Consider the following 18,981-nt stretch of genomic DNA (forward strand, 5'->3'; position numbering starts at 1 on the left):
GTGGTTATAGGATAATTTATGGTTTTTACAACCAGAAGATTGTACAGATGCACTAGTGCCATGAAAAATAAAGAAAACACCTATCAAGAGGTGTTTTCCTTCAGTTTTATTCACTTGTTTCATTATTTCTGCTATTGAATTGGTCCACCTGTTTCTTTAGATCCTCTACCATTTCTCTAAGCACTTTTTTCTGCTCATCTGTTAAGTTCTTTTTCAGCTCTTCAGGTTTAATTCCGTTTTTTTTAAATATACTATCAACCGCTAATTCCACTACTTTTTCAGGGACCATTGGTTTGGATGCATCACTCATGTTCACTTCACCTTCTTTCTTTAAATATAATTTATATTATGGTTAGCCGTCATGAAGTGACTATGCTGTTGTCTATGTATGCTACTGTCGATATTTCTGAAATGGGCTGAAAATGACTATTTTTCAGTGAATTCCTCCCAACGCTTCATGCCTTGATATATCTGGGTATATGAATGGTGCCAAATAAATTTAATTACATAAGATAAACAGAACGAAATTTTTTATAGGGCTTAGGGTTATTATTTAGTCAACAAAGTGGAGATTAAGTCCCTCCACCTTTTTTCTATTAAAAGAGTTCTACCGGTTACAAAATAAAATGCGATGATTAAATCGGGGGCTAGTTCTGTAAATAAGCTGGAAGTCATATGTAACCATAATCTTCACTTTGAATTAATTTCGATTCGCTGTTATAATATCTTTTGCAAGATGTTTAAAACCAAATATCGACACCGACATTTGTATCTTGCAAATATAAATGAACAGGTGGTAATAAAAATGGAAAGCAATAAGAATTATCAAGTTTTATTGTATTATAACTATGTGCATATTGAAGATCCCGAGGGCTTTGCAGCTGAACATCTCCAGTTTTGCAAAGACTTAGATCTAAAAGGGCGGATTTTGGTAGCCAAGGAAGGAATCAACGGGACTGTTTCCGGAACCATTGAACAAACCCAAAAATATATGGATGCAATGCATAATGATCCACGCTTTGCAGATATGGTATTTAAAGTAGATGCCCATGATGGTCATGCATTCAAGAAAATGCATGTTCGTCCACGTAAAGAATTGGTCACACTTCGTCTGGAAGATGATGTCAATCCTCATGAAACTACTGGTAAATATTTGGATCCAAAAGAATTTTTCGAAGCCATGCAGGATGAAAACACGGTCGTGCTGGATGCCCGTAATGATTATGAGTATGATTTGGGACATTTTCGTGGCGCGGTTAGACCAGACATTAAAACCTTCCGCGACCTACCTGAATGGGTCCGTGAGAACAAGGAACTGCTCGAAGGTAAAAAAGTATTGACCTACTGTACTGGCGGCATTCGCTGTGAGAAATTCTCTGGGTGGCTTGTAAAGGAAGGCTTTGAAGATGTAGGACAGCTGCACGGCGGAATCGTCACCTACGGAAAAGATCCTGAAGTTCAAGGAGATCTATGGGATGGACAATTGTACGTATTCGATGAGCGCATCGCTGTTCCAGTCAATCAAAAAGAACACGTTGTAGTAGGCGTTGATTATTTTGATGGACAACCTTGTGAAAGATATATAAATTGTGCAAACCCTGAATGCAACAAACAAATTTTATGTTCTGAAGAAAATGAGCATAAATATTTGCGCGGCTGCACACACAACTGTCGTGTGAGCCCTCGCAACATGTATGTGAAAGAACACAATCTTTCTGCTGAGGAAGTTGAAGAAAGACTGGCACTTCTAGGAGAGAGCATGAAGCAGGAAGCTTAATATAATGAAGAGAAAACGACTATATTTACGGGTCGTTTTTTTTCTTGGCAGATAATATAAAACTTCCTATCTGCATAAGTGCAACTAAGCTGTCACAGAAAGGCTTGGTGACAACCAAGTTTTCTAACACTATTGGAAGATGTTTCAAAAAGGATTAGCGGGGAATATGTTTTACATGAGTCAATTTCGAACTCTTTAGGAGGTAAGTATAAAATGGCTAAACATATCATTGGAGCATATAAATCAGAAGAAGAAGCTATACAGGCAATAGGTGAATTTAAACTTGCCGGCTATACCACAACAGATCTTACAATTCTTGCTGACCGTAAAAGTAATATAAAAAAAGGTGATCTGGAAAGTTTTACAGACGTTAATATTGAAAAAGGCCCTTATGTAACAGAGGATGCTTCATTTTGGGATAAAATTAAAAAGGTATTCAAAGATGAAGGCACTTTAGATGTGACGCCGTATGAACAATTAGTTAAATACGGTGTAGACAAGGAAGAAGCTGAGAAATATACCAGCACCGGAGAACAATTTAATCTATTTTTAATTGCAGATGAGTTAATTGGCACTTCAAGTTCAGATAGCGCTTTTCATCATAATCCAGAAGTATCGACCAACCTTGACGAAGATCTAAAAAGACCTTTATAGGAATACAGAAAACAAAGACTGCCTAAACGGCAGTCTTTGTTCTTATAAGGAATGTTTCTATAAATTTAAATTTGACTTTCTATTTTTCAAATCGCAAATACCAATCATTATTTCTATATTCCATTGCTGTTCCGCGGTATCCTTCGTTCAATAGCATTTTTTGCTGCTCCATAGCACTCATGTTGATATTTTCGGTACCGCTGGCGAATGGAGAAGGGTTTTCTGCTGTCAGTTCCTTCACAAATAAGTAGCGGAGTTTCCCACCGAACTTTTCCTTTAATTCAGCAATCTCCATACCAAGAGAGAACTTATCTTTTAAACTTGCTATGTTAAACGGAGCTACTGTTGCCAGTACATACTTATACTTTTTTCTGTCAATGTTACTTATAAGTATTTTTCCCATATACGTCTGTAAACCATTTCCACGAAAATCCGGATCGACATTTGAGATTTCAGAATAGATGATGGAAGGAAACTCCTCCACACGTAACCCAATATCCGCTCCCAACCCCTCATCATCGTTCTCCGGAGCGAGCATCGCCCGAAAAGCGATCAGCTTCTTACTTACGAACACACCAATCACCATGTCCTTATTATTTAATATCTTTGCGTACTCTCCTTTAGTAAGCGGTTGTAGAACATCCGGTTCAGGAAGAGCTTTTACAACCTTGTTTTGCAGGTTCATCACTTCATCTATATCATTCAAGTTCAGGTATCGAACGGAAAATTCCTGGCCATTACCTAGTTTTCCTGTTGTTATATAAGTACCCATCCAACGATCCTTTCTGAATGTATGCTGTTGCCCCTGTATTGCTTTAAAGTTCTGGGGCCATACCTTCCTATTGTACTTCATGATGCCGGTAGCAGTATCGACATTCTTTATATTTTGACTTAGAAATCCTCTGGTTGCTATACTTTTCTATAAGAAGGGAGGCGCTACATATGACTGTTTATGATTTTACCGCAATAACGATCGAGGGTGAAGAAAAACCCCTTAGAGAGTATCAGGGGAAAACATTGCTTGTCGTCAATACTGCAAGTGAGTGCGGATTTACTCCACAACTAGAGGGATTACAAAAGCTATATGATCAATATCATGATCAAGGGTTTGAAATATTGGGATTTCCAAGCAACCAATTTGGAAATCAGGAGCCGGGTTCAGATTCAGAGATATCCAGTTTTTGCCAAAGGAACTATGGAGTTACTTTTCCCATGTTCAGTAAAGTCGATGTAAATGGTGAAAATGCACATCCGCTGTTCAAACACCTTACTTCCGAAAAAAAGGGCTTGCTTGGCGGCCAGATCAAATGGAACTTCACAAAGTTTTTAGTGGATAAAGAAGGTAATGTCGTGGATCGGTTTGCTCCTCAGAAAAAGCCGGAAAATCTTGAAAGAGATATTGAGAAATTACTGAATGCATAATAATTCCCCTCCATTGATTTATGGAGGGGAATTATTTTCACTACGGTAGAGAATAATAGCACTTTTCGTATGTTTTTTTTATTTAGTTTCACAGTTGATATAAAATGCGAAGTAACTGCTATTTGCGATAGATCTATAGCTAATAATGGAAGCAAATTACTTCGGCTACCGCTCGGGGAAATACACTGCGCTTTCCACGGGCGGCTGGTGAGCCCCTTCATGCTAGCGCATTTCAGTGTCTCACCTATGCCTTTCCTCCCGTTGGAGTCTCCGTGTATTTCCCCGAGCTGATTAGCGCATACTGCCAATTATAACCTGTGCGATAGCTAAACTAGCAATACACAGCTATACCAGTCCGAGTGAGCGGCGGGTGGTGACTCCTGCGGGAAAGCACGTGTCCGAAGACCAGAAGAGTGGTTTTCTCTTCGGGGCTGAGGCCGTGCCCGCGGAAAGCGACTGTCCGTAGCGATCCCGGACGGCAGCAGAAGCACATATATTAAATATATAAGTTACTTCGCAGTTTACCTATTTTGCGTCTAAAACAACATTTTTAAGGTTTGACGAGTAAACGAAATCCCGATCTTTTAGAAAACAGCCATGGTCATTAATATGCTTTTGCCCAGTAAACCATTTCCTTTGCTTCCTTGCCGCAGCATACGCATGTCTCTGCAACGGTCTCCTGTTCAAATGGTATACAACGCGATGTCGCAGTAGTATCTTCCTTAATTTTCTCTTCACAAGCCAAATCGCCGCACCACATTGCTTTAATGAATCCGCCTTTTTGATCAAGCGTTTGTTTAAGCTCTACCATATTCGTTGCAGTGGAGGTCATTTCATTCCGATGTTCCAAAGCTTTCGCATATAGGTTGGATTGAATTTCATCCAGCAATACCGGTAAGCGTTCTTCAAGCTCGCTCAATGATACAAATTCTTTTTCCCCAGTATCACGGCGAACAAGTACAACCTGCTCTTTTTCAATATCTTTAGGGCCCATTTCAATACGAACAGGAATCCCTTTCATTTCATATTCATTGAATTTCCAGCCAGGCATCTTGTCACTTCCATCAATATCAACCCGTACTAAGTCCTTCAACTGATCGCGCAGAGCATATGCTTTATCCAATACACCCTCTTTATGCTGGGCAATCGGAACAATCATTGCCTGTGTTGGTGCAATACGTGGTGGTACCACTAAACCGCGGTTATCGCCATGCACCATGATCAATGCACCCATAATGCGTGTAGAGAGGCCCCATGATGTTTGGTGAACAAACTGGCTCTCCCCATTCTCATCCAGGTAAGTAATGTCAAATGCTTCTGCAAAGCCAGAACCGAAATGATGGGAAGTACCTGATTGCAGCGCCTTTCCATCATGCATTAAGCTTTCGATTGTTAACGTGTATTTTGCACCTGCAAACTTTTCTTTCTCTGTTTTTCGACCTTTCAGCACTGGGATTGCCAGATAATCTTCTACAAGAGAAGCATATACTTCAAGCATTCTATCAGTTTCTTCAGATGCATCCTTATCTGTCGCATGTGCTGTATGCCCTTCCTGCCAGTGGAACTCAGAAGAACGCAGAAACGGACGTGTTGTCTTTTCCCAGCGAACAACATTTGCCCATTGATTATACAGCTTTGGCAAATCACGATACGAATGAATGTTTTTGGAATAATAGTCACAGAAAAGAACTTCTGATGTAGGACGGACTGCTATGCGTTCAACCAGCTCCTCTTCCCCGCCGTGTGTAACCCAGGCAACTTCCGGTGCAAAGCCTACCACATGATCTTTCTCCTTTTGCAGAAGACTTTCAGGAATAAACATCGGGAAGGCAACATTGGAGTGGCCTGTCTGTTTGATTTTACGGTCCAGTTCGTCTTTAATATTTTCCCAGATAGCATAACCGTATGGCTTAATGATCATCGTTCCACGAACCTGACCATAATCAACCAAGTCCGCCTGCTTTACGACATCTGTATACCATTGTGCGAAGTCATCTTCCATCGCAGTAATTTTTTCAACAAATTGTTTATTCTTCTTACCCAAAATGAACACCTCATTTTATTATTAGTTATTTCGTAGTAATTTTGTTAGCAACCGCTGTTTGGGCACAAAAAAATCCTCCATCCGAAAAGGGACCGAGGTCTGGTGGTACCACCCTTGTTTGCAGGAGATATTATCCCTTGCACACTTTACTTGATAACGGTTATGAACCGCGCACATCTTACGGCATGATGCCTTTCCGATGGCGAACTCAGGAGGCAGGTTCCAATTGATGTCTTTGGAAACTCACAGCAAACATTTCCTCTCTTTGAAAGACAGACAAATTGTACTAATCCTCGTCAATGTTTCGTATATGTTCTTAATATATAGTGATGAATTTGTAAAGTCAAGGGCCAACAAATCTGGCTTAACATGAGTTTAACATGGCACCTGTTCCGCAGACATTTTCCAGCCCTCCAATTATAATACTTTTGCCCCCAATGAATGAACAAAATGCCCAAGAGCCCAATCATGCCCGGCTTGATTGAAACTAGCCACTGCATCTTTATGTATAACAATCTGGAATCCCTTATTATAAGCATCCACTGCTGTATGCAGCACGCAAATGTCTGTGCACACTCCAATAATATGAACTTCATCAATGCTTCGTTCACGCAGTCTGATTTCCAAATCAGTACCTGCGAAAGCACTGTAACGCGTTTTATCGAAGTAATAAACATTTTCTTGTTGCTTGATATTTTCATAGACGTCGGCTAGCTTGCCATACAAATCACGACCGGAAGTTCCCACAATATTATGTGGCGGAAAAAGTTTTGATTCTGGATGAAGCTGGTCCCCTTCCTCGTGCGCATCAATAGCAAAAACAACATAATCACCAGCTGATTCGAATTCTTTTGTCAGCTCCACTACCTTGTCTTCAATAGCCTGTCCGGGTTCTCCACAAGTGAGTGCACCTTTTTCTGCCACAAAATCATACGTATAGTCTACATTGATTAATGCTCGTTTTACCATGTCCATCCCCTCATTTCATATCGTTTTTACTATTATACGATGTGCTTCCCCATTTTTCCTCTCTGCAGCATGATATGTTGGCCCAACGATATCTGTATAGGAAAATCCATGTGCGATTGCTGTTGTTACAAAGCTTTTAGCCAGATGTACCGCTTCAGTGACAGGCTTCCCTTTTGTTAAATATGCTGCGATTGCAGCCGAATATGTACATCCTGCCCCGCTTGTGTTAACCGTATCGATTCGGGGTGCTTCAAAAGCAGTCAGTTTCCTGCCGTCATATAATACATCAATTGCCGGTCCTGCCAGCCTGCCGCCTTTTACCAGTACATATTTCGGACCAAGTCGATGCAATTCTACCGCTGCCTGCTGCAAATCATCGATAGAGTCAATTTCTCTGCCATCTAAGAGCATAGAAGCCTCAGGCACATTTGGAGTGATGATGGTTGCCATAGGAATAAGTTGGTGTTTTAATGCTTCGATTGCGTCATCCTTCAGAAGCTTCGAATTCATCTTACCAATCATTACCGGGTCGACAACAACCGTTTTAATGCCAGAATTCCTTATCAATCCCCCAACTGTTTCAATGACTTTTTCTGAAAATAACATTCCTGTTTTCAGACCGTCCACACCTACTTGCTTTATTGCCGTATCAAATTGTGCTTCAATTGCTTCAATTGTTTGGGAATGGACATTTTTTCCCGTATCAGGATGTCTGCCAACAATTGCAGTTACAATGCTCATCCCATAGACATCCAATTCTTGAAAAGTTTTCAAATCTGCCTGAATCCCTGCACTTCCTCCAGCTGCCGATCCAGCAATGGTCATTACTCTTGACGGATAATTCATCTAGGAAGATCCTTTCTCTGCATTTTTTTAAAACCACACCAACATAAAAAACCATATAATCATAATAAGCTGTATAACGATCTTAGCAAAACTGCCACCTAAAAATCCAAATAAAGAACCTAATGATGCTCGGAAAGCTTCCTTTAACGTCCTCCTCTGAATCGTTTCGATGATAAATACGACGATGAAAGGCACGTAAATAATACCGAACGGAGGTGTTATAAATGAACCGACGATGACTGCTACCGCAGCACCTCGTTCTCCCCATTTACTTCCACCATATCGCTTCACAAAGTAACTGTTCGCAATTATATCAGCCGCAAACAGCAGGACTGTGAATAAGATCATGACCATCCAGAATAACGTATTCAGTTCGTTCCCATCCAGAACAAATTGATATAGTAAAAAACCGCCCCATAATACAAGAACGGAAGGAACGATCGGAAAAATCACTCCAACGAAACTTAAAATAAATAGTGCAGCAATAATTATCCAGATGATAACATCCAGCATAAAGTCTCCTCCAATCATTCCTCTTTAAAATTTCTGCGACTGCCTATCGATTAACAAGTATATCGTAAACTTTGATTAAAGAGCAGTACTCGCCTTATACATTCGTAATATGATTAAAGTTTATCATACGATTGCTTACTCGTTTTAACAAATCATAATCATGACTTATCGCAAGAACACCAATATTTCTCTCATCTGCAAGGCGTAAGATCGTTTGCCAAAGATGTGCCTGTGTTATCGGGTCAAGCATTGTTGTCATCTCATCGGCAATAATATATTTGGTGTCCTTATGAAGCGCACGTGCCACACAGAACCGCTGTAATTCACCACCAGATAACTCACTTGGCCAGCGAGACAGCCACTCTTGTCTGATGCCTAATTCGCCAAGCAGACCATTATCCGTCATTCCTGCTTCCCTCAACACTTTAGACATTTGCCATCTGGGATTAATTACTTTCTCTGGGTGCTGCCAAACCAACTGCACTGGATTTTTGCTGCCAGAAGCTGTTTTACCATTCACTGATATCCTGCCAGTTTCCGATTTCAAATAACCGGCGATGATTTGAGCCATCGTTGACTTCCCAGATCCGCTATAACCATGCAAACCTACTGCCTCGCCAGGCTTTACGTACAGTTCCAAGTCTCTAAAAAGATAAGGATTTTTTCCATAATGGTAACTGATCCGTTCTACCTTAAGTCCTTGCCCATCTGTTTCTATTGATTCCGGAAGCCTCCCCTGCAAATTAACTCCTTCGATAAATGCATTCTGTGGCATGGCATTCCATAATTGTTTCGTAAAGGAATGCTTTAGCTTCTCACCATTCCCAGTAAAATTATTTGCATCCGCAATCTCTACAGTTTTACCCTCCTTAAATACAACCACTCTGTCAGCGATTTTAAGTGCAGTTTCAATGTCATGGGTAATGAACATAATTCCTTTTCCATCCAAAGCCAGTTGTTTCATATATCCGACTGTCTCGTTAAGAACTTTCGGATCCAATCCAGGGGTTGGTTCATCAGCAATGATCAGGTCAGCACCGCTCGCCATTGCAGTGGATGCCAAAACGCGCCTTGCCATACCTCCTGATAATTCAAATGGATATTTCTCGGCCGTTCCGATTGGTAACCCTACTTCAGCAAAAATAGACTGCTGGGCTTTTTTTTTATTTCCCTTTCGAATAACGGATTGCACTTGTTTTCCTGTTTTCATTAATGGATCGAGCGCATTGACCGATTGGGGAATAAGTGAAATTTGATTTCCTCGTAATTGACGCTGGCGATCAGAAGTGAGTGCCTCCCCTTTATAATTTAAAGTCCCGTCAAGCAGTGCGTGGTCAGGAAGTATGCCTAATACAGCATTTGCGAGCAAACTCTTTCCTGAACCACTTGCACCTATTACTGCGACAATTTCTCCTTTGTGTATCGTCATGTTCAGGTCTCGGACCACTTGAAGTTTTGTTTCACGTAATCCTTTCTTATATTGAATAAAGGAGAGGGAAAGATTTTTAACTTCAAGCAATGGTTCGTTTCCTTTACTGTTTTTCATTCCGTACCAGCTCCCCTTATCCTCTCTGACCCTGAAATGGGCCTCCTAATTTATGGATATTTTTTCCTAATAAATCAAACAGTGCCACCATTAGCAATAATGATAGTCCCGGGAAAAACGCCAGCCACCACAAGCCGGTTGATAAATAGCGCATCGATTCGGATAATATCACACCAATTGCAGGCTGATCGGTAGATAACCCAAACCCGAGAAACGTTATTGCAGCTTCATGCAAAATTACATGGGGAAACAACAGAATAAATCCGACAAATAGCTGAGGGGCTAAATGAGGAATTATATGGTGTCTTAAAATCCAAAGTTTGGATTTACCCAGCTGTTGAGATACCCCCACGTATTCTGCTGATTTTATTTGCAGCACTTCCGATCGCAACAGTCGCGCTAAACTCGGCCAATGGGTAAGAGCCAGGCCGACTACGACACCATTGAAACCTCCACCAAAAGCAAAAGAAATCATAATTAATAAGACAATATGTGGAACACTTAAAATTAAATCAATAAGCCATGTAACCATGTAATCAAATGTTTTATTCAAGGAGGCCAATAAACTCAGCATTAAAGCGATCCATGCACTTAGAAAAGCCGCAAGCAGACCTACTCCCATACTCATTGTAAGCCCCTTCAAGGTACGTGCCAGCATATCCCTTCCCAGCCAGTCGGTTCCAAAGAGATGATTCAGTGATGGGGCATTATTCTTACTATCTAAATTGACTGTAAGCCTGTCATTATCCATAAATATCCCATTCAGCATGATGACTGAAAGCAAGACGATTGCCAGAATAATAATCACTGCCGTTCGTTGTCTTAGATTAAGCATAGGAATCTTCCCCCTCATTAAATAGGCCCCTTTCTAATGCGAGGGTCGATAATCTTGTACAGCAGATCCGCAATCAAATTCCCTGTAAATACAAATATCGTACTGAATAATACGATACCCAATAATAGCGGCACATCCCCGCTTAGTCCCGCCTGGACGACTGCCTGACCGAGACCCGGATAAGAAAATACTTGTTCTGCGAGTACGGCTCCGCCAAAAAGTTCACCAAATGAAGCGAAATGCAAGGAAACAGCAGGCAGTGATATGTTTCTTAATCCATGCCGCCATACCAAAATAAAACCATGTTCCCCTTTTGCTTTGGCGAAGCGCACATAATCACTTTGCAGCACTTCAATTAACTTTTGTCTTGTATGCAGTGCTACATTTGCAACCCCTGTAATGCTTAAAGTCAACGCCGGCAAGACAAGATGCCTTACACGTTCAAGAAACGATACGTCCTCAGCACGTACGCCAGCAGGTGTCCCTAGACCTATCGGAAACCAACCGAGCCGTACAGAAAACAGCATGACTAACAATAACCCCATCCAAAACGCCGGAGTGGAGGCGAGTGTAAAGCAATATCCTTTTATTAGGCGATCAACCCATGTGCCTTCTTTCATACCTGAGATAATCCCCAGTAAAAAGCCAAATACCCCTGAAAGCACCCAGGCTGACGCCATCAATGCCAAGGATGCAAGGAAGCGTTCCGCAATCGTTTCGGATACCGGGCTCCGATACAACAAGGAAGTACCCAAATCACCTCGGAGTACATTTTTGCCCCAGTTAAAAAATTGCTGGACTTTTGGTTCGTTTAACCCCCAATATTCCGTGATGGCTTCCCTCTGCTCCGGACTTACTCTAGTCATATCAGCACCTATATATGACTGCACAGGATCCAAAGGTGAATAACTAATCAATGTGAAGGAAATTATGCTGACCGCTATTAGCAATGTTGCCAATTTGATTGATTTTCTAATGATGTAAAGTGCCAATTGTCGATAGTGCATGTTTACCCTCTTTCCATCCTACTACTCTCTCCAATGCCATTGTTCAATAAAGTCGGTAACTGGCCATCCATGTCCATGCGGCTGGATTTTTTGTTCGCCAATTTCCAAATTTTCGTCAATCAAATACAGATGATCCAGGTTGACAAGCCATGCCCACGGTGCATCTCCTTGAGCAGAAAATCCTGTTTCGCCGTCCCATTGTGCTTTTTTCCAGTAGCTATTTGCTTCCGATTCGGAAGTCGCCCGTAATGCTTTATTTAAATAATCGTCAACTGATGGATTGGAGTAATAGTTGGCATTATAATACCCAACCCCTCTCGTTTCGCTGCTGTATAAATTATAGATTTCAAGCGGATCATGACTTCCCCAGCCCATCATGACCGGGTTTGAATACATTAAGTATTCCAAGTCATTCCAGCTTTTCCCTTCCGGAATAACATGGATGCCGAGTGGCCTCATCATTTCTGCAAAGGTGATTGATAAGGATTGCCGAATCTGATCACCTGCAGGATAGAGCAACGTAAATGCCGCACTTAATCCGTTTTTTTCCCGTATGCCATCCTCATTCTCCAGCCAGCCGGAATCCTCCAGTATTTTCCTTGCCTGTTGCAAATTATTATCATCTATTGTCGTTTCCGGATTCCACCAAGGCAAATTGTCTGCTACGGTATATGCCGGTGTGCCAAAACCTTCCAGCACTCCACCAACCAATTTTTGGCGATCCACCCCAACATTGATTGCTTTCCGGATAGCAATATCGGCTGTGACATCATTGCCTATAGGGGCCCCTTCCTCTGTTTCTCCCCCTGCTTGTTCGAAGGGAAACATAATCCCTCTATTATCAACGCTTTCCAATTGTATCAGCTTCATTCCAGCTACTTCTTCATCAGCGAAAGCCGGTTGTATGGAAACAACATCCGCTTCACCAGCTTTTGCGGCTGCAAATGCGGCATCTTCAGAAAGGAATAAAAAAGTCATCTTTTTAAAATAAGGTTTATCACCGTAATAATTGGGGTTTTCCTCCACAATTATTTGCTGTCCTTTATCCCATTGCACCAATTGATAAGGCCCCGACCCAATCGGATTTTCATTGTAGTTTTCACCGTAAGCATGTTCTGGCACAATCCCTGTAGATACGAGCAGGTAGATGAATGTTGATTCTGGTTCTTTTAAGTTGAATTCAACCGTATATTCATCCACCTTATGTAGATCCTCCAAATTGCTAAGGTCTATAATCGATCCACTTGATTTTGCCGTTTCGAATGTAAAAATGACATCATCAGCAGTAAGCGCTTCTCCATCTGAGAAGGTCGCATCCTTTCTGAGTTCTACCGTCCACTTCAGACCATCCGCACTTACTGCATAGTCAGTGGCTAAATCATATTGAATGTTGAAATCTTTATCATAAGTCAGCAGTGTGCTCTGAAAAAGCGGTGACCCATAGCGTCCCCATCCCGTGGTAGGATCAAAGCCTTCATCAGGTTCTCCCCCAATAGCGAGAATAAGCTCATCATCTTTTTTAGGGGAAGAATTGTCCGACTCTCCCCTACAACCTGCAAGTAATGCGACAAATATAAGTATAGTCATGAAAGTTAATTTTTTTATCTTCATCTGTGTCAAAGTCCCTCTCTGTTAATTAACCGCTCATTACATTGTAAATCCTCTTAAATCATACTGCAATATTGCATAACACATCTTACTATCCAAATTTGTTTTTTTATACGCAGCTAAAAGCAATTCATCAGGAAAAAAATCTGTTATGATTAAGGTAACATTTTTAAAAGGGGAACACTACTGCATGAAAGGCTTTGGCAACATAGTAGCAACATGGATGATTATTATTTTGTTTTTAATACTTTTATTCTTTCTATATAACAAGCTCCAGGATAACAGATATATATACTTAGGTGAGGACGCATCCATTCCTGCAGAACTCCATCCAATCGTCGAAGAGAACAAAAACATTCTGGTTGAAATGGCAGAGGAAAGAAATATAGATATCGTAATCACGGATGAAACCCGCTCTATTGAAAGACAGGATCAGCTCTATGAACAGGGCAGGTCCCGTAATGGAAATATCGTAACAAATGCAAGGGGTGGAGAATCGTATCATAATTATGGTCTGGCAATAGATTATGCATTGAAAAACGATGCTGGTGAAATAATCTGGGACATTCACTATGATGGTAACGGAAATGGAGAATCCGACTGGTTCGAGGTTGCTGAAATTGCAAAGGACTTAGGATTTGAATGGGGCGGAGACTGGGGGAGCTTCAAAGATTACCCTCACCTGCAAATGACCTTTGATCTAAGTATCCATCAACTTCAAAAAGGGTTCAGACCTCCCGAAAATATTCCGTCATCATAAATAAATCACTGAATTTGGACAAGGTACAAAAATAAAGCTATACTTAATTTATGTTTAATTAAAGATATTTTCTAATCTTAGGAGGAAAATCCATGGAGATAAAAGGAATTCATCATGTATCTGCCATTACGGCAAATGCTAAAGATAACCTTCATTTTTATACCGAAGTTTTAGGTATGCGTCTAGTGAAGAAAACCGTTAATCAGGATGACACATCTATGTATCACTTGTTTTACGCCGATGAAGCAGGAAATCCCGGTACCGATTTAACGTTCTTCGAAATCCCAAATGCCGGAACGACGTATCCGGGCGTCGGCAGTATTTCAGCTACCTCCCTGCGTGTGCCAAATGATGCGGCATTGGAATATTGGCAACAACGTTTTACTGAATATAATGTTGATCATGATGGTATAACGAAGCAAGGGGCACGGAAGGTAATCCATTTCCGTGACCATGAAAAACAACGTTTAACACTTATATCCGATGAAAATAATAAAGGGGTTCCAGGTGGGAAGGTATGGGAGCATAGCACTGTCCCAACTGATAAAGGTATTATCGGCCTTGGCCCAGCCAAATTGACTGTACGGAAGCCTGAACCGACAATAAATATATTAACCAACCTGCTAACCTTTGAACAGATTGGCAGTTATCCTTCTGACGTTGATGACCAGCCCGACATACTCGTATTTTCAACAGGCGAGGGTGGGACAGGTGCAGAAGTGCATCTTGAAGTCAGAAAAGACCTGCCACAGGAAAGACCTGGAAGAGGAAGTGTCCACCATGTTGCCCTTCGTGTGGAAGATAAAGAGGAGCTGACAATATGGAAGGATCGATTGGAAGAAATCCAGCTGCCCAATTCCGGCATGGTCGAACGTTTTTACTTCAGATCCCTTTATTTCAGAGATCCTAATGGGATTTTATTTGAACTTGCGACAGATGGACCGGGGTTTGCCACCGATGAAGACTTTGAACAGCTTGGAGAGTCATTGGCATTGCCTCCATACTTGGAAAACCAGCGCAAAAAAATTGAGACTGCCATTAAGCCGTTAGATACAACAAGATCGCACTGAAATGTGCGATCTTGTTTTACTTTTGGTAACAAAATAAGATGATTTCCTATTTTTTATTCTTTTCTTCCAAATCTTCTTCCTTCTTGCCAGCAGGCAAGGGGTCAATCGAATGCTTGTATCCATAGCCTTTAGACAAGGTGGCAAGTGAAAGGCCTACAACAAGTCCAACGATCGCCACGGATACAATTCCCACTGCTATATATGCGCCCATTGTTTAAAACCTCACTTCATTATGCCATGAAAAGCTTCATCTCTTTAATATACAGATTAAACCAGAAACAGTGCCATTTCAATTGGAAATGTAAACTTTTGTTGAACCCTGCCGCTTATTCTTCGACTGAAAGTATTTGGGAGGAAACAGCACCATTTACAAGTATGTTTCTGTATCTGTAAGCATACATACTATCAACGCTAAATTTCAAAGTAAATTACAAATTATCGAAAAATACAATGTTTGATGGAAAAGTTATTAATCTATAACATTATATCTATGAATGTTGGAAAACCCCATTTCTTCCATTCTCTTTTTTTCACCTATACAAGGTGATATATACCTAGTAAAAAGTCACCAAAAGGAAGAACATAAATCTCTTTACACTATACAGGGAGGTCATTTAATTTTGAAAAAATTATTAGTTACAGTGCTTTTCGGGTCTATGCTAGTTTTTCTGGCTGCTTGCGGATCAGATGAGGATACTGCGAATGCCGGTAGCAGTTTGGAACAATTACAGGAAGCAGGAACAGTTACAATTGGTTTTGCCAATGAAGCACCATATGCATATGAAGAAAATGGGGAACTTAAAGGAGCATCAGTAGATATTGCAGGAGCGGTATTTGAAGAGCTTGGTATTGAAAATATGAATTCTCAGTTATCGGACTGGGCCCAATTAATTCCAGGAGTTCAAGCTGGACAGTTCGATGTTATTACTGCAGGGATGGCCATCAATCCGGATCGTTGCGAAAATGCCGCGTTCAGCGAACCAACGATGCAATATGGTGAAGGACTTATCGTAGAAGCCGGGAACCCCTTAGGGTTAGAAAGCTATGAAGATATTGCTGATAATCCGGACGTTACTGTAGTTGTAATGGAAGGTGCAACCGAAATTGAGTTTCTAAAATCAGAAGGCGTCAGTGAAGATCAAATCCAGACGGCGTCAGATATTCCGGCAACATTTTCTGCTGTTCAATCAGGTCGTGCCGATGCAACAACTGGCACGGAAATGACAGTCAAGATGGCTTTAGAGTCAGCTGATACAGACGCACTGGAATTTGTTGAGTCATTTGAACAACCGGATGTTGAAGGGGTACCAAGTTATGGGGGAGCAGCATTCAGTCTGGAGAATACTGAATTGCGTGATGCCTATAATGAAAAACTTGCAGAATTAAAAGAAGACGGAACAGTTGCTGAACTGTTGGAAGCAAATGGATTCAGTGGAGAGAGTAATTTCGTTCCTGTAGGTGAAGTGACGACAGAGCAACTTTGCAATGGTGAAATTTAATCAAGTTCTTAGAAGCTAAACTTACATGAAGTAAAGACTCCATAGGGTCCGGTTCCCTCGCCCAGGGGACTGGACCTAATTTTTTTCAGGTCAGCGTAAAAGCAACTTTCAAATATTTACATAGTATCTTGACCAATCATTCAGTTGATTAATAAAAAACAAAGGAGTGGTTACGATTAATGCAATCATTGATATTGCCCCGCAACTTGCGAGAGGATTGAGCGTCACAGTAAGTGTACTGCTCGCTTCAGCTATATTTGCCTATCTGATGGCTTTTATTGCTGGGCTAAGCCGCCTTTCTAAAAATACTTTCATTCGTAAATTCACTGGTCTATATGTTGAGGTGTTCCGTGGAACTTCCCTCATCGTTCAGTTATTCTGGCTCTATTATGCTATACCAATGCTATTCGGCATTCAACTTGGGTCCAACTGGTGGATAGGTGTCATAGCGATAGGCTTGAATTATGGAGCCTACCTTTCAGAGGTCGTACGTGGTTCCATTCTTTCTGTTGCAAAAGGACAGACAGAGGCTGCAACAGCACTTAACATGTCCAGCTTTCAACGAATGCGGCTGATTATCTTTCCTCAGGCAGTACGGATGATGCTTCCGGAATTCAGTAATTATACCATTCAAATGTTAAAGGGTACGTCCTTAGTATCACTAATTGGAATGACCGACATTCTATATTATGGAGATATTATAAGAAGTACCAATTTATCTCAAGCACCACTTGTTTACTTATTAGTCCTTGTATTCTACTTTATTCTTGCCCTTCCATTGATTTGGCTGACAAGAAAAGGTGAAACTATTTCCAAAAAAGGGGTGGCTAGCTAATGAATTTTACTTACTGGAGCTGGGACACATTTTTTGATGCCCTTCCCTTCGTCTTACAAGGATTGGGAATAACGGTAGGTCTTACGATCACTTGTTATTTATTTGCGCTCACTTTCGGGTTCGTATGGACATTTCTACGCAGAGTTCCTAACAAAGCATTTAACTGGATTGTTACATGGACAATGGAATTTATTCGCTCCACCCCCCCTCTTGTTCAGCTATTTTTCATTTACTATGCGTGGCCGATGATACCCGGAGTCGGATTTGCCTTAAACCCTTTTGCAAGCGCCGTGCTTGGCCTTGGTATCCATTTCAGCACATATGTAGGTGAAATCTATCGTTCTGGCATTGAAAGTGTTGACAAAGGGCAATGGGAGGCTTCCAGAGCATTAAACTTTACGACGCTTGATAAATGGAAGAAAATAATCTTACCACAGGCTATCCCTCCTACCATCCCTATGCTTGGAAACTACTTTATCATTATGTTTAAGGAAGTTCCTCTTGCATCAACAATAGGGGTCGCTGGTATAATGCTTATGGCAAACACTTATGGGGCACAGAACTGGGCTTACTTGGAACCCTTGACAATAGTGGGGATTATCTTCCTTGTACTAAGCTATCCTTCTGCAGTCCTGATCAAGAAATTGGAAGTGAAAATGAATACACGCTTTGATAAAAATGCAGCTGTCAAAAGCGATCAAAAAGGAGCAGTGATGTAATGTCTGAACCAATCGTAAAATTCCAGGATGTCCACAAATCCTTTGGAGACATCAAAGTTTTAAAAGGGATCAACCTGGATATAAAACCAGCTGAAAAAGTAGCCGTCATCGGACCCAGTGGTTCAGGGAAGACTACAATCATCCGTATGCTTATGACCCTTGAAGAGCCTACATCAGGAGATATTATTGTCGATAGCACAAACCTTTGGAAGATGGAAAAGAAAGGGAAAATGGTCAAAGCAAACGAAAAACATTTGAGACAGGTTCGCGGAGATATCGGAATGGTGTTCCAGCACTTCAACTTATTTCCGCATATGACCATTCTGGAAAACTGTATGACAGCACCCATTCACGTCAAAAAGGAAAACAAAGAAGAAGTGCGTGAACGTGCTATCCAAATGCTTGACAGGGTTGGACTTGGTGATAAACTGAATAATTACCCAAGTCAGCTTTCAGGAGGGCAAAAGCAGCGTGTAGCGATGGCCCGTGCACTGGTCATGCGTCCAAAAATCATGTTGTTTGATGAGGTGACATCTGCACTGGACCCGGAATTGGTCGGAGAGGTTCTTGAAGTTATCCGTGATATTGCAAAACACGATGATATGGCAATGGTCCTCGTTACACATGAAATGGACTTTGCCCTTGATATAGCAGATAAAGTTCTGTTCCTAGACGAGGGTGTTATTGCTGAGCAGGGAACTGCAAGCCAGGTTATCGAGCACTCTACCAATGAAAGATTGCAAGGATTCCTGCATCGATTCAGAAGATAGATCATACTATACATCTGCACTCCCGCTGGACGGGAGTGCTTTTTTTGCAAGTAGGAAAGTATAAAACTTTCCTATCTGCATAAGTGCAACTAAGGCTGTCACCGAAA

The 18,981-nt window shown here is 41.2% G+C and carries 20 protein-coding genes and 1 other annotated feature; of the genes, 9 read left to right on the forward strand and 11 right to left on the reverse strand.

What is annotated here, in order from left to right; genetic code table 11:
- Positions 1–106: 106 nt before the first annotated feature.
- On the reverse strand, positions 107–310 hold the full coding sequence (locus tag A4245_RS05115) for a spore coat protein (protein ID WP_067726348.1): 204 nt from the start codon (positions 308–310) through the stop codon (positions 107–109).
- A 495-nt stretch (positions 311–805) separates the two neighbouring features.
- Between A4245_RS05115 and trhO the strand changes: the two genes are divergently transcribed.
- Positions 806–1,777, forward strand: a complete 972-nt coding sequence (gene trhO, locus A4245_RS05120) for an oxygen-dependent tRNA uridine(34) hydroxylase TrhO (RefSeq protein ID WP_067726350.1) — start codon at positions 806–808, stop codon at positions 1,775–1,777.
- 213 nt (positions 1,778–1,990) lie between these two features.
- The gene (locus A4245_RS05125; protein ID WP_067726352.1) at positions 1,991–2,431 is read left to right on the forward strand and encodes a general stress protein; all 441 of its coding nucleotides are present in this window, start codon (positions 1,991–1,993) and stop codon (positions 2,429–2,431) included.
- 79 nt (positions 2,432–2,510) lie between these two features.
- Here A4245_RS05125 and A4245_RS05130 read toward each other — a convergent pair whose 3' ends face one another.
- Complete coding sequence (locus A4245_RS05130) at positions 2,511–3,203, reverse strand: N-acetyltransferase (protein ID WP_067726354.1); 693 nt, start codon at positions 3,201–3,203, stop codon at positions 2,511–2,513.
- 170 nt (positions 3,204–3,373) lie between these two features.
- On the opposite strand from A4245_RS05130, the gene A4245_RS05135 reads away from it, so the two are divergent.
- The gene (locus A4245_RS05135) at positions 3,374–3,853 is read left to right on the forward strand and encodes a glutathione peroxidase (RefSeq protein WP_067726355.1); all 480 of its coding nucleotides are present in this window, start codon (positions 3,374–3,376) and stop codon (positions 3,851–3,853) included.
- A gap of 604 nt (positions 3,854–4,457) precedes the next feature.
- Here A4245_RS05135 and proS read toward each other — a convergent pair.
- The 8 genes from proS to A4245_RS05175 form a co-directional block, all read right to left on the reverse strand.
- The gene (proS, locus tag A4245_RS05140) at positions 4,458–5,897 is read right to left on the reverse strand and encodes a proline--tRNA ligase (RefSeq protein ID WP_067726357.1); all 1,440 of its coding nucleotides are present in this window, start codon (positions 5,895–5,897) and stop codon (positions 4,458–4,460) included.
- Positions 5,898–5,981: 84 nt separating this feature from the next.
- Positions 5,982–6,206, reverse strand: a binding site (T-box leader).
- Between the two features lie 108 nt (positions 6,207–6,314).
- Positions 6,315–6,866: a cysteine hydrolase family protein gene (locus A4245_RS05145; RefSeq protein WP_067726359.1), complete on the reverse strand. Its 552-nt coding sequence runs from the start codon at positions 6,864–6,866 to the stop codon at positions 6,315–6,317.
- A 15-nt stretch (positions 6,867–6,881) separates the two neighbouring features.
- The gene (gene thiD, locus A4245_RS05150) at positions 6,882–7,712 is read right to left on the reverse strand and encodes a bifunctional hydroxymethylpyrimidine kinase/phosphomethylpyrimidine kinase (RefSeq protein WP_067726361.1); all 831 of its coding nucleotides are present in this window, start codon (positions 7,710–7,712) and stop codon (positions 6,882–6,884) included.
- Between the two features lie 27 nt (positions 7,713–7,739).
- Positions 7,740–8,225: a DUF456 domain-containing protein gene (locus A4245_RS05155; protein ID WP_067726363.1), complete on the reverse strand. Its 486-nt coding sequence runs from the start codon at positions 8,223–8,225 to the stop codon at positions 7,740–7,742.
- Positions 8,226–8,319: 94 nt separating this feature from the next.
- On the reverse strand, positions 8,320–9,771 hold the full coding sequence (locus tag A4245_RS19580) for an ABC transporter ATP-binding protein (RefSeq protein ID WP_084268683.1): 1,452 nt from the start codon (positions 9,769–9,771) through the stop codon (positions 8,320–8,322).
- A 16-nt stretch (positions 9,772–9,787) separates the two neighbouring features.
- Entirely contained in the window at positions 9,788–10,606 is an 819-nt protein-coding gene (locus A4245_RS05165) for an ABC transporter permease (protein WP_234402356.1), read from the reverse strand.
- 17 nt (positions 10,607–10,623) lie between these two features.
- Positions 10,624–11,613 carry an ABC transporter permease gene (locus tag A4245_RS05170; protein WP_067726367.1) on the reverse strand — a complete coding sequence of 330 codons (990 nt, stop codon included), beginning with the start codon at positions 11,611–11,613 and terminating at the stop codon, positions 10,624–10,626.
- A gap of 21 nt (positions 11,614–11,634) precedes the next feature.
- The gene (locus A4245_RS05175; protein ID WP_067726369.1) at positions 11,635–13,224 is read right to left on the reverse strand and encodes an ABC transporter substrate-binding protein; all 1,590 of its coding nucleotides are present in this window, start codon (positions 13,222–13,224) and stop codon (positions 11,635–11,637) included.
- 187 nt (positions 13,225–13,411) lie between these two features.
- Here A4245_RS05175 and A4245_RS05180 point away from each other — a divergent pair, with 187 nt between their 5' ends.
- Together A4245_RS05180 and A4245_RS05185 are read left to right on the forward strand one after the other, a co-directional pair.
- Positions 13,412–13,981 (forward strand): M15 family metallopeptidase, encoded by a 570-nt coding sequence (locus A4245_RS05180; RefSeq protein WP_067726372.1) that lies wholly within the window; start codon positions 13,412–13,414, stop codon positions 13,979–13,981.
- A 92-nt stretch (positions 13,982–14,073) separates the two neighbouring features.
- On the forward strand, positions 14,074–15,051 hold the full coding sequence (locus A4245_RS05185; RefSeq protein ID WP_067726374.1) for a ring-cleaving dioxygenase: 978 nt from the start codon (positions 14,074–14,076) through the stop codon (positions 15,049–15,051).
- A gap of 46 nt (positions 15,052–15,097) precedes the next feature.
- Here the strand turns inward: A4245_RS05185 and ytzI are convergent, their stop codons facing one another.
- Complete coding sequence (ytzI, locus tag A4245_RS19585) at positions 15,098–15,262, reverse strand: YtzI protein (RefSeq protein ID WP_084268684.1); 165 nt, start codon at positions 15,260–15,262, stop codon at positions 15,098–15,100.
- 409 nt (positions 15,263–15,671) lie between these two features.
- Here ytzI and ehuB point away from each other — a divergent pair, with 409 nt between their 5' ends.
- The 4 genes from ehuB to ehuA all read left to right on the forward strand — a co-directional run bounded on the left by ehuB (position 15,672) and on the right by ehuA (position 18,874).
- Positions 15,672–16,550, forward strand: coding sequence for an ectoine/hydroxyectoine ABC transporter substrate-binding protein EhuB (gene ehuB / locus A4245_RS05190; RefSeq protein ID WP_067726376.1), 879 nt, complete (start codon positions 15,672–15,674; stop codon positions 16,548–16,550).
- Between the two features lie 175 nt (positions 16,551–16,725).
- Positions 16,726–17,385, forward strand: coding sequence for an amino acid ABC transporter permease (locus tag A4245_RS05195; RefSeq protein WP_084268701.1), 660 nt, complete (start codon positions 16,726–16,728; stop codon positions 17,383–17,385).
- Positions 17,385–18,104, forward strand: a complete 720-nt coding sequence (ehuD, locus tag A4245_RS05200; protein WP_067726378.1) for an ectoine/hydroxyectoine ABC transporter permease subunit EhuD — start codon at positions 17,385–17,387, stop codon at positions 18,102–18,104. Before A4245_RS05195 ends, ehuD begins: the two co-directional genes overlap by 1 nt.
- Positions 18,104–18,874 (forward strand): ectoine/hydroxyectoine ABC transporter ATP-binding protein EhuA, encoded by a 771-nt coding sequence (ehuA, locus tag A4245_RS05205; RefSeq protein WP_067726380.1) that lies wholly within the window; start codon positions 18,104–18,106, stop codon positions 18,872–18,874. The genes ehuD and ehuA overlap by 1 nt, the downstream gene beginning before the upstream one ends.
- Positions 18,875–18,981 lie beyond the last annotated feature (107 nt).

It is taken from the genome of Oceanobacillus damuensis, assembly GCF_001618145.1.
Classification (GTDB): domain Bacteria; phylum Bacillota; class Bacilli; order Bacillales; family Amphibacillaceae; genus Oceanobacillus; species Oceanobacillus damuensis.

Bases quoted from the DNA above. Each gene is read 5' to 3' on its own strand.
- A4245_RS05115 (WP_067726348.1), bottom strand. From the start codon at position 310: ATGAGTGATGCATCCAAACCAATGGTCCCTGAAAAAGTAGTGGAATTA.
- trhO (WP_067726350.1), top strand. From the start codon at position 806: ATGGAAAGCAATAAGAATTATCAAGTTTTATTGTATTATAACTATGTG.
- A4245_RS05125 (WP_067726352.1), top strand. From the start codon at position 1,991: ATGGCTAAACATATCATTGGAGCATATAAATCAGAAGAAGAAGCTATA.
- A4245_RS05130 (WP_067726354.1), bottom strand. From the start codon at position 3,203: ATGGGTACTTATATAACAACAGGAAAACTAGGTAATGGCCAGGAATTT.
- A4245_RS05135 (WP_067726355.1), top strand. From the start codon at position 3,374: ATGACTGTTTATGATTTTACCGCAATAACGATCGAGGGTGAAGAAAAA.
- A4245_RS05145 (WP_067726359.1), bottom strand. From the start codon at position 6,866: ATGGTAAAACGAGCATTAATCAATGTAGACTATACGTATGATTTTGTG.
- thiD (WP_067726361.1), bottom strand. From the start codon at position 7,712: ATGAATTATCCGTCAAGAGTAATGACCATTGCTGGATCGGCAGCTGGA.
- A4245_RS05155 (WP_067726363.1), bottom strand. From the start codon at position 8,225: ATGCTGGATGTTATCATCTGGATAATTATTGCTGCACTATTTATTTTA.
- A4245_RS19580 (WP_084268683.1), bottom strand. From the start codon at position 9,771: ATGAAAAACAGTAAAGGAAACGAACCATTGCTTGAAGTTAAAAATCTT.
- A4245_RS05165 (WP_234402356.1), bottom strand. From the start codon at position 10,606: ATGCTTAATCTAAGACAACGAACGGCAGTGATTATTATTCTGGCAATC.
- A4245_RS05170 (WP_067726367.1), bottom strand. From the start codon at position 11,613: ATGCACTATCGACAATTGGCACTTTACATCATTAGAAAATCAATCAAA.
- A4245_RS05175 (WP_067726369.1), bottom strand. From the start codon at position 13,224: ATGAAGATAAAAAAATTAACTTTCATGACTATACTTATATTTGTCGCA.
- A4245_RS05180 (WP_067726372.1), top strand. From the start codon at position 13,412: ATGAAAGGCTTTGGCAACATAGTAGCAACATGGATGATTATTATTTTG.
- A4245_RS05185 (WP_067726374.1), top strand. From the start codon at position 14,074: ATGGAGATAAAAGGAATTCATCATGTATCTGCCATTACGGCAAATGCT.
- ytzI (WP_084268684.1), bottom strand. From the start codon at position 15,262: ATGGGCGCATATATAGCAGTGGGAATTGTATCCGTGGCGATCGTTGGA.
- ehuD (WP_067726378.1), top strand. From the start codon at position 17,385: ATGAATTTTACTTACTGGAGCTGGGACACATTTTTTGATGCCCTTCCC.
- ehuA (WP_067726380.1), top strand. From the start codon at position 18,104: ATGTCTGAACCAATCGTAAAATTCCAGGATGTCCACAAATCCTTTGGA.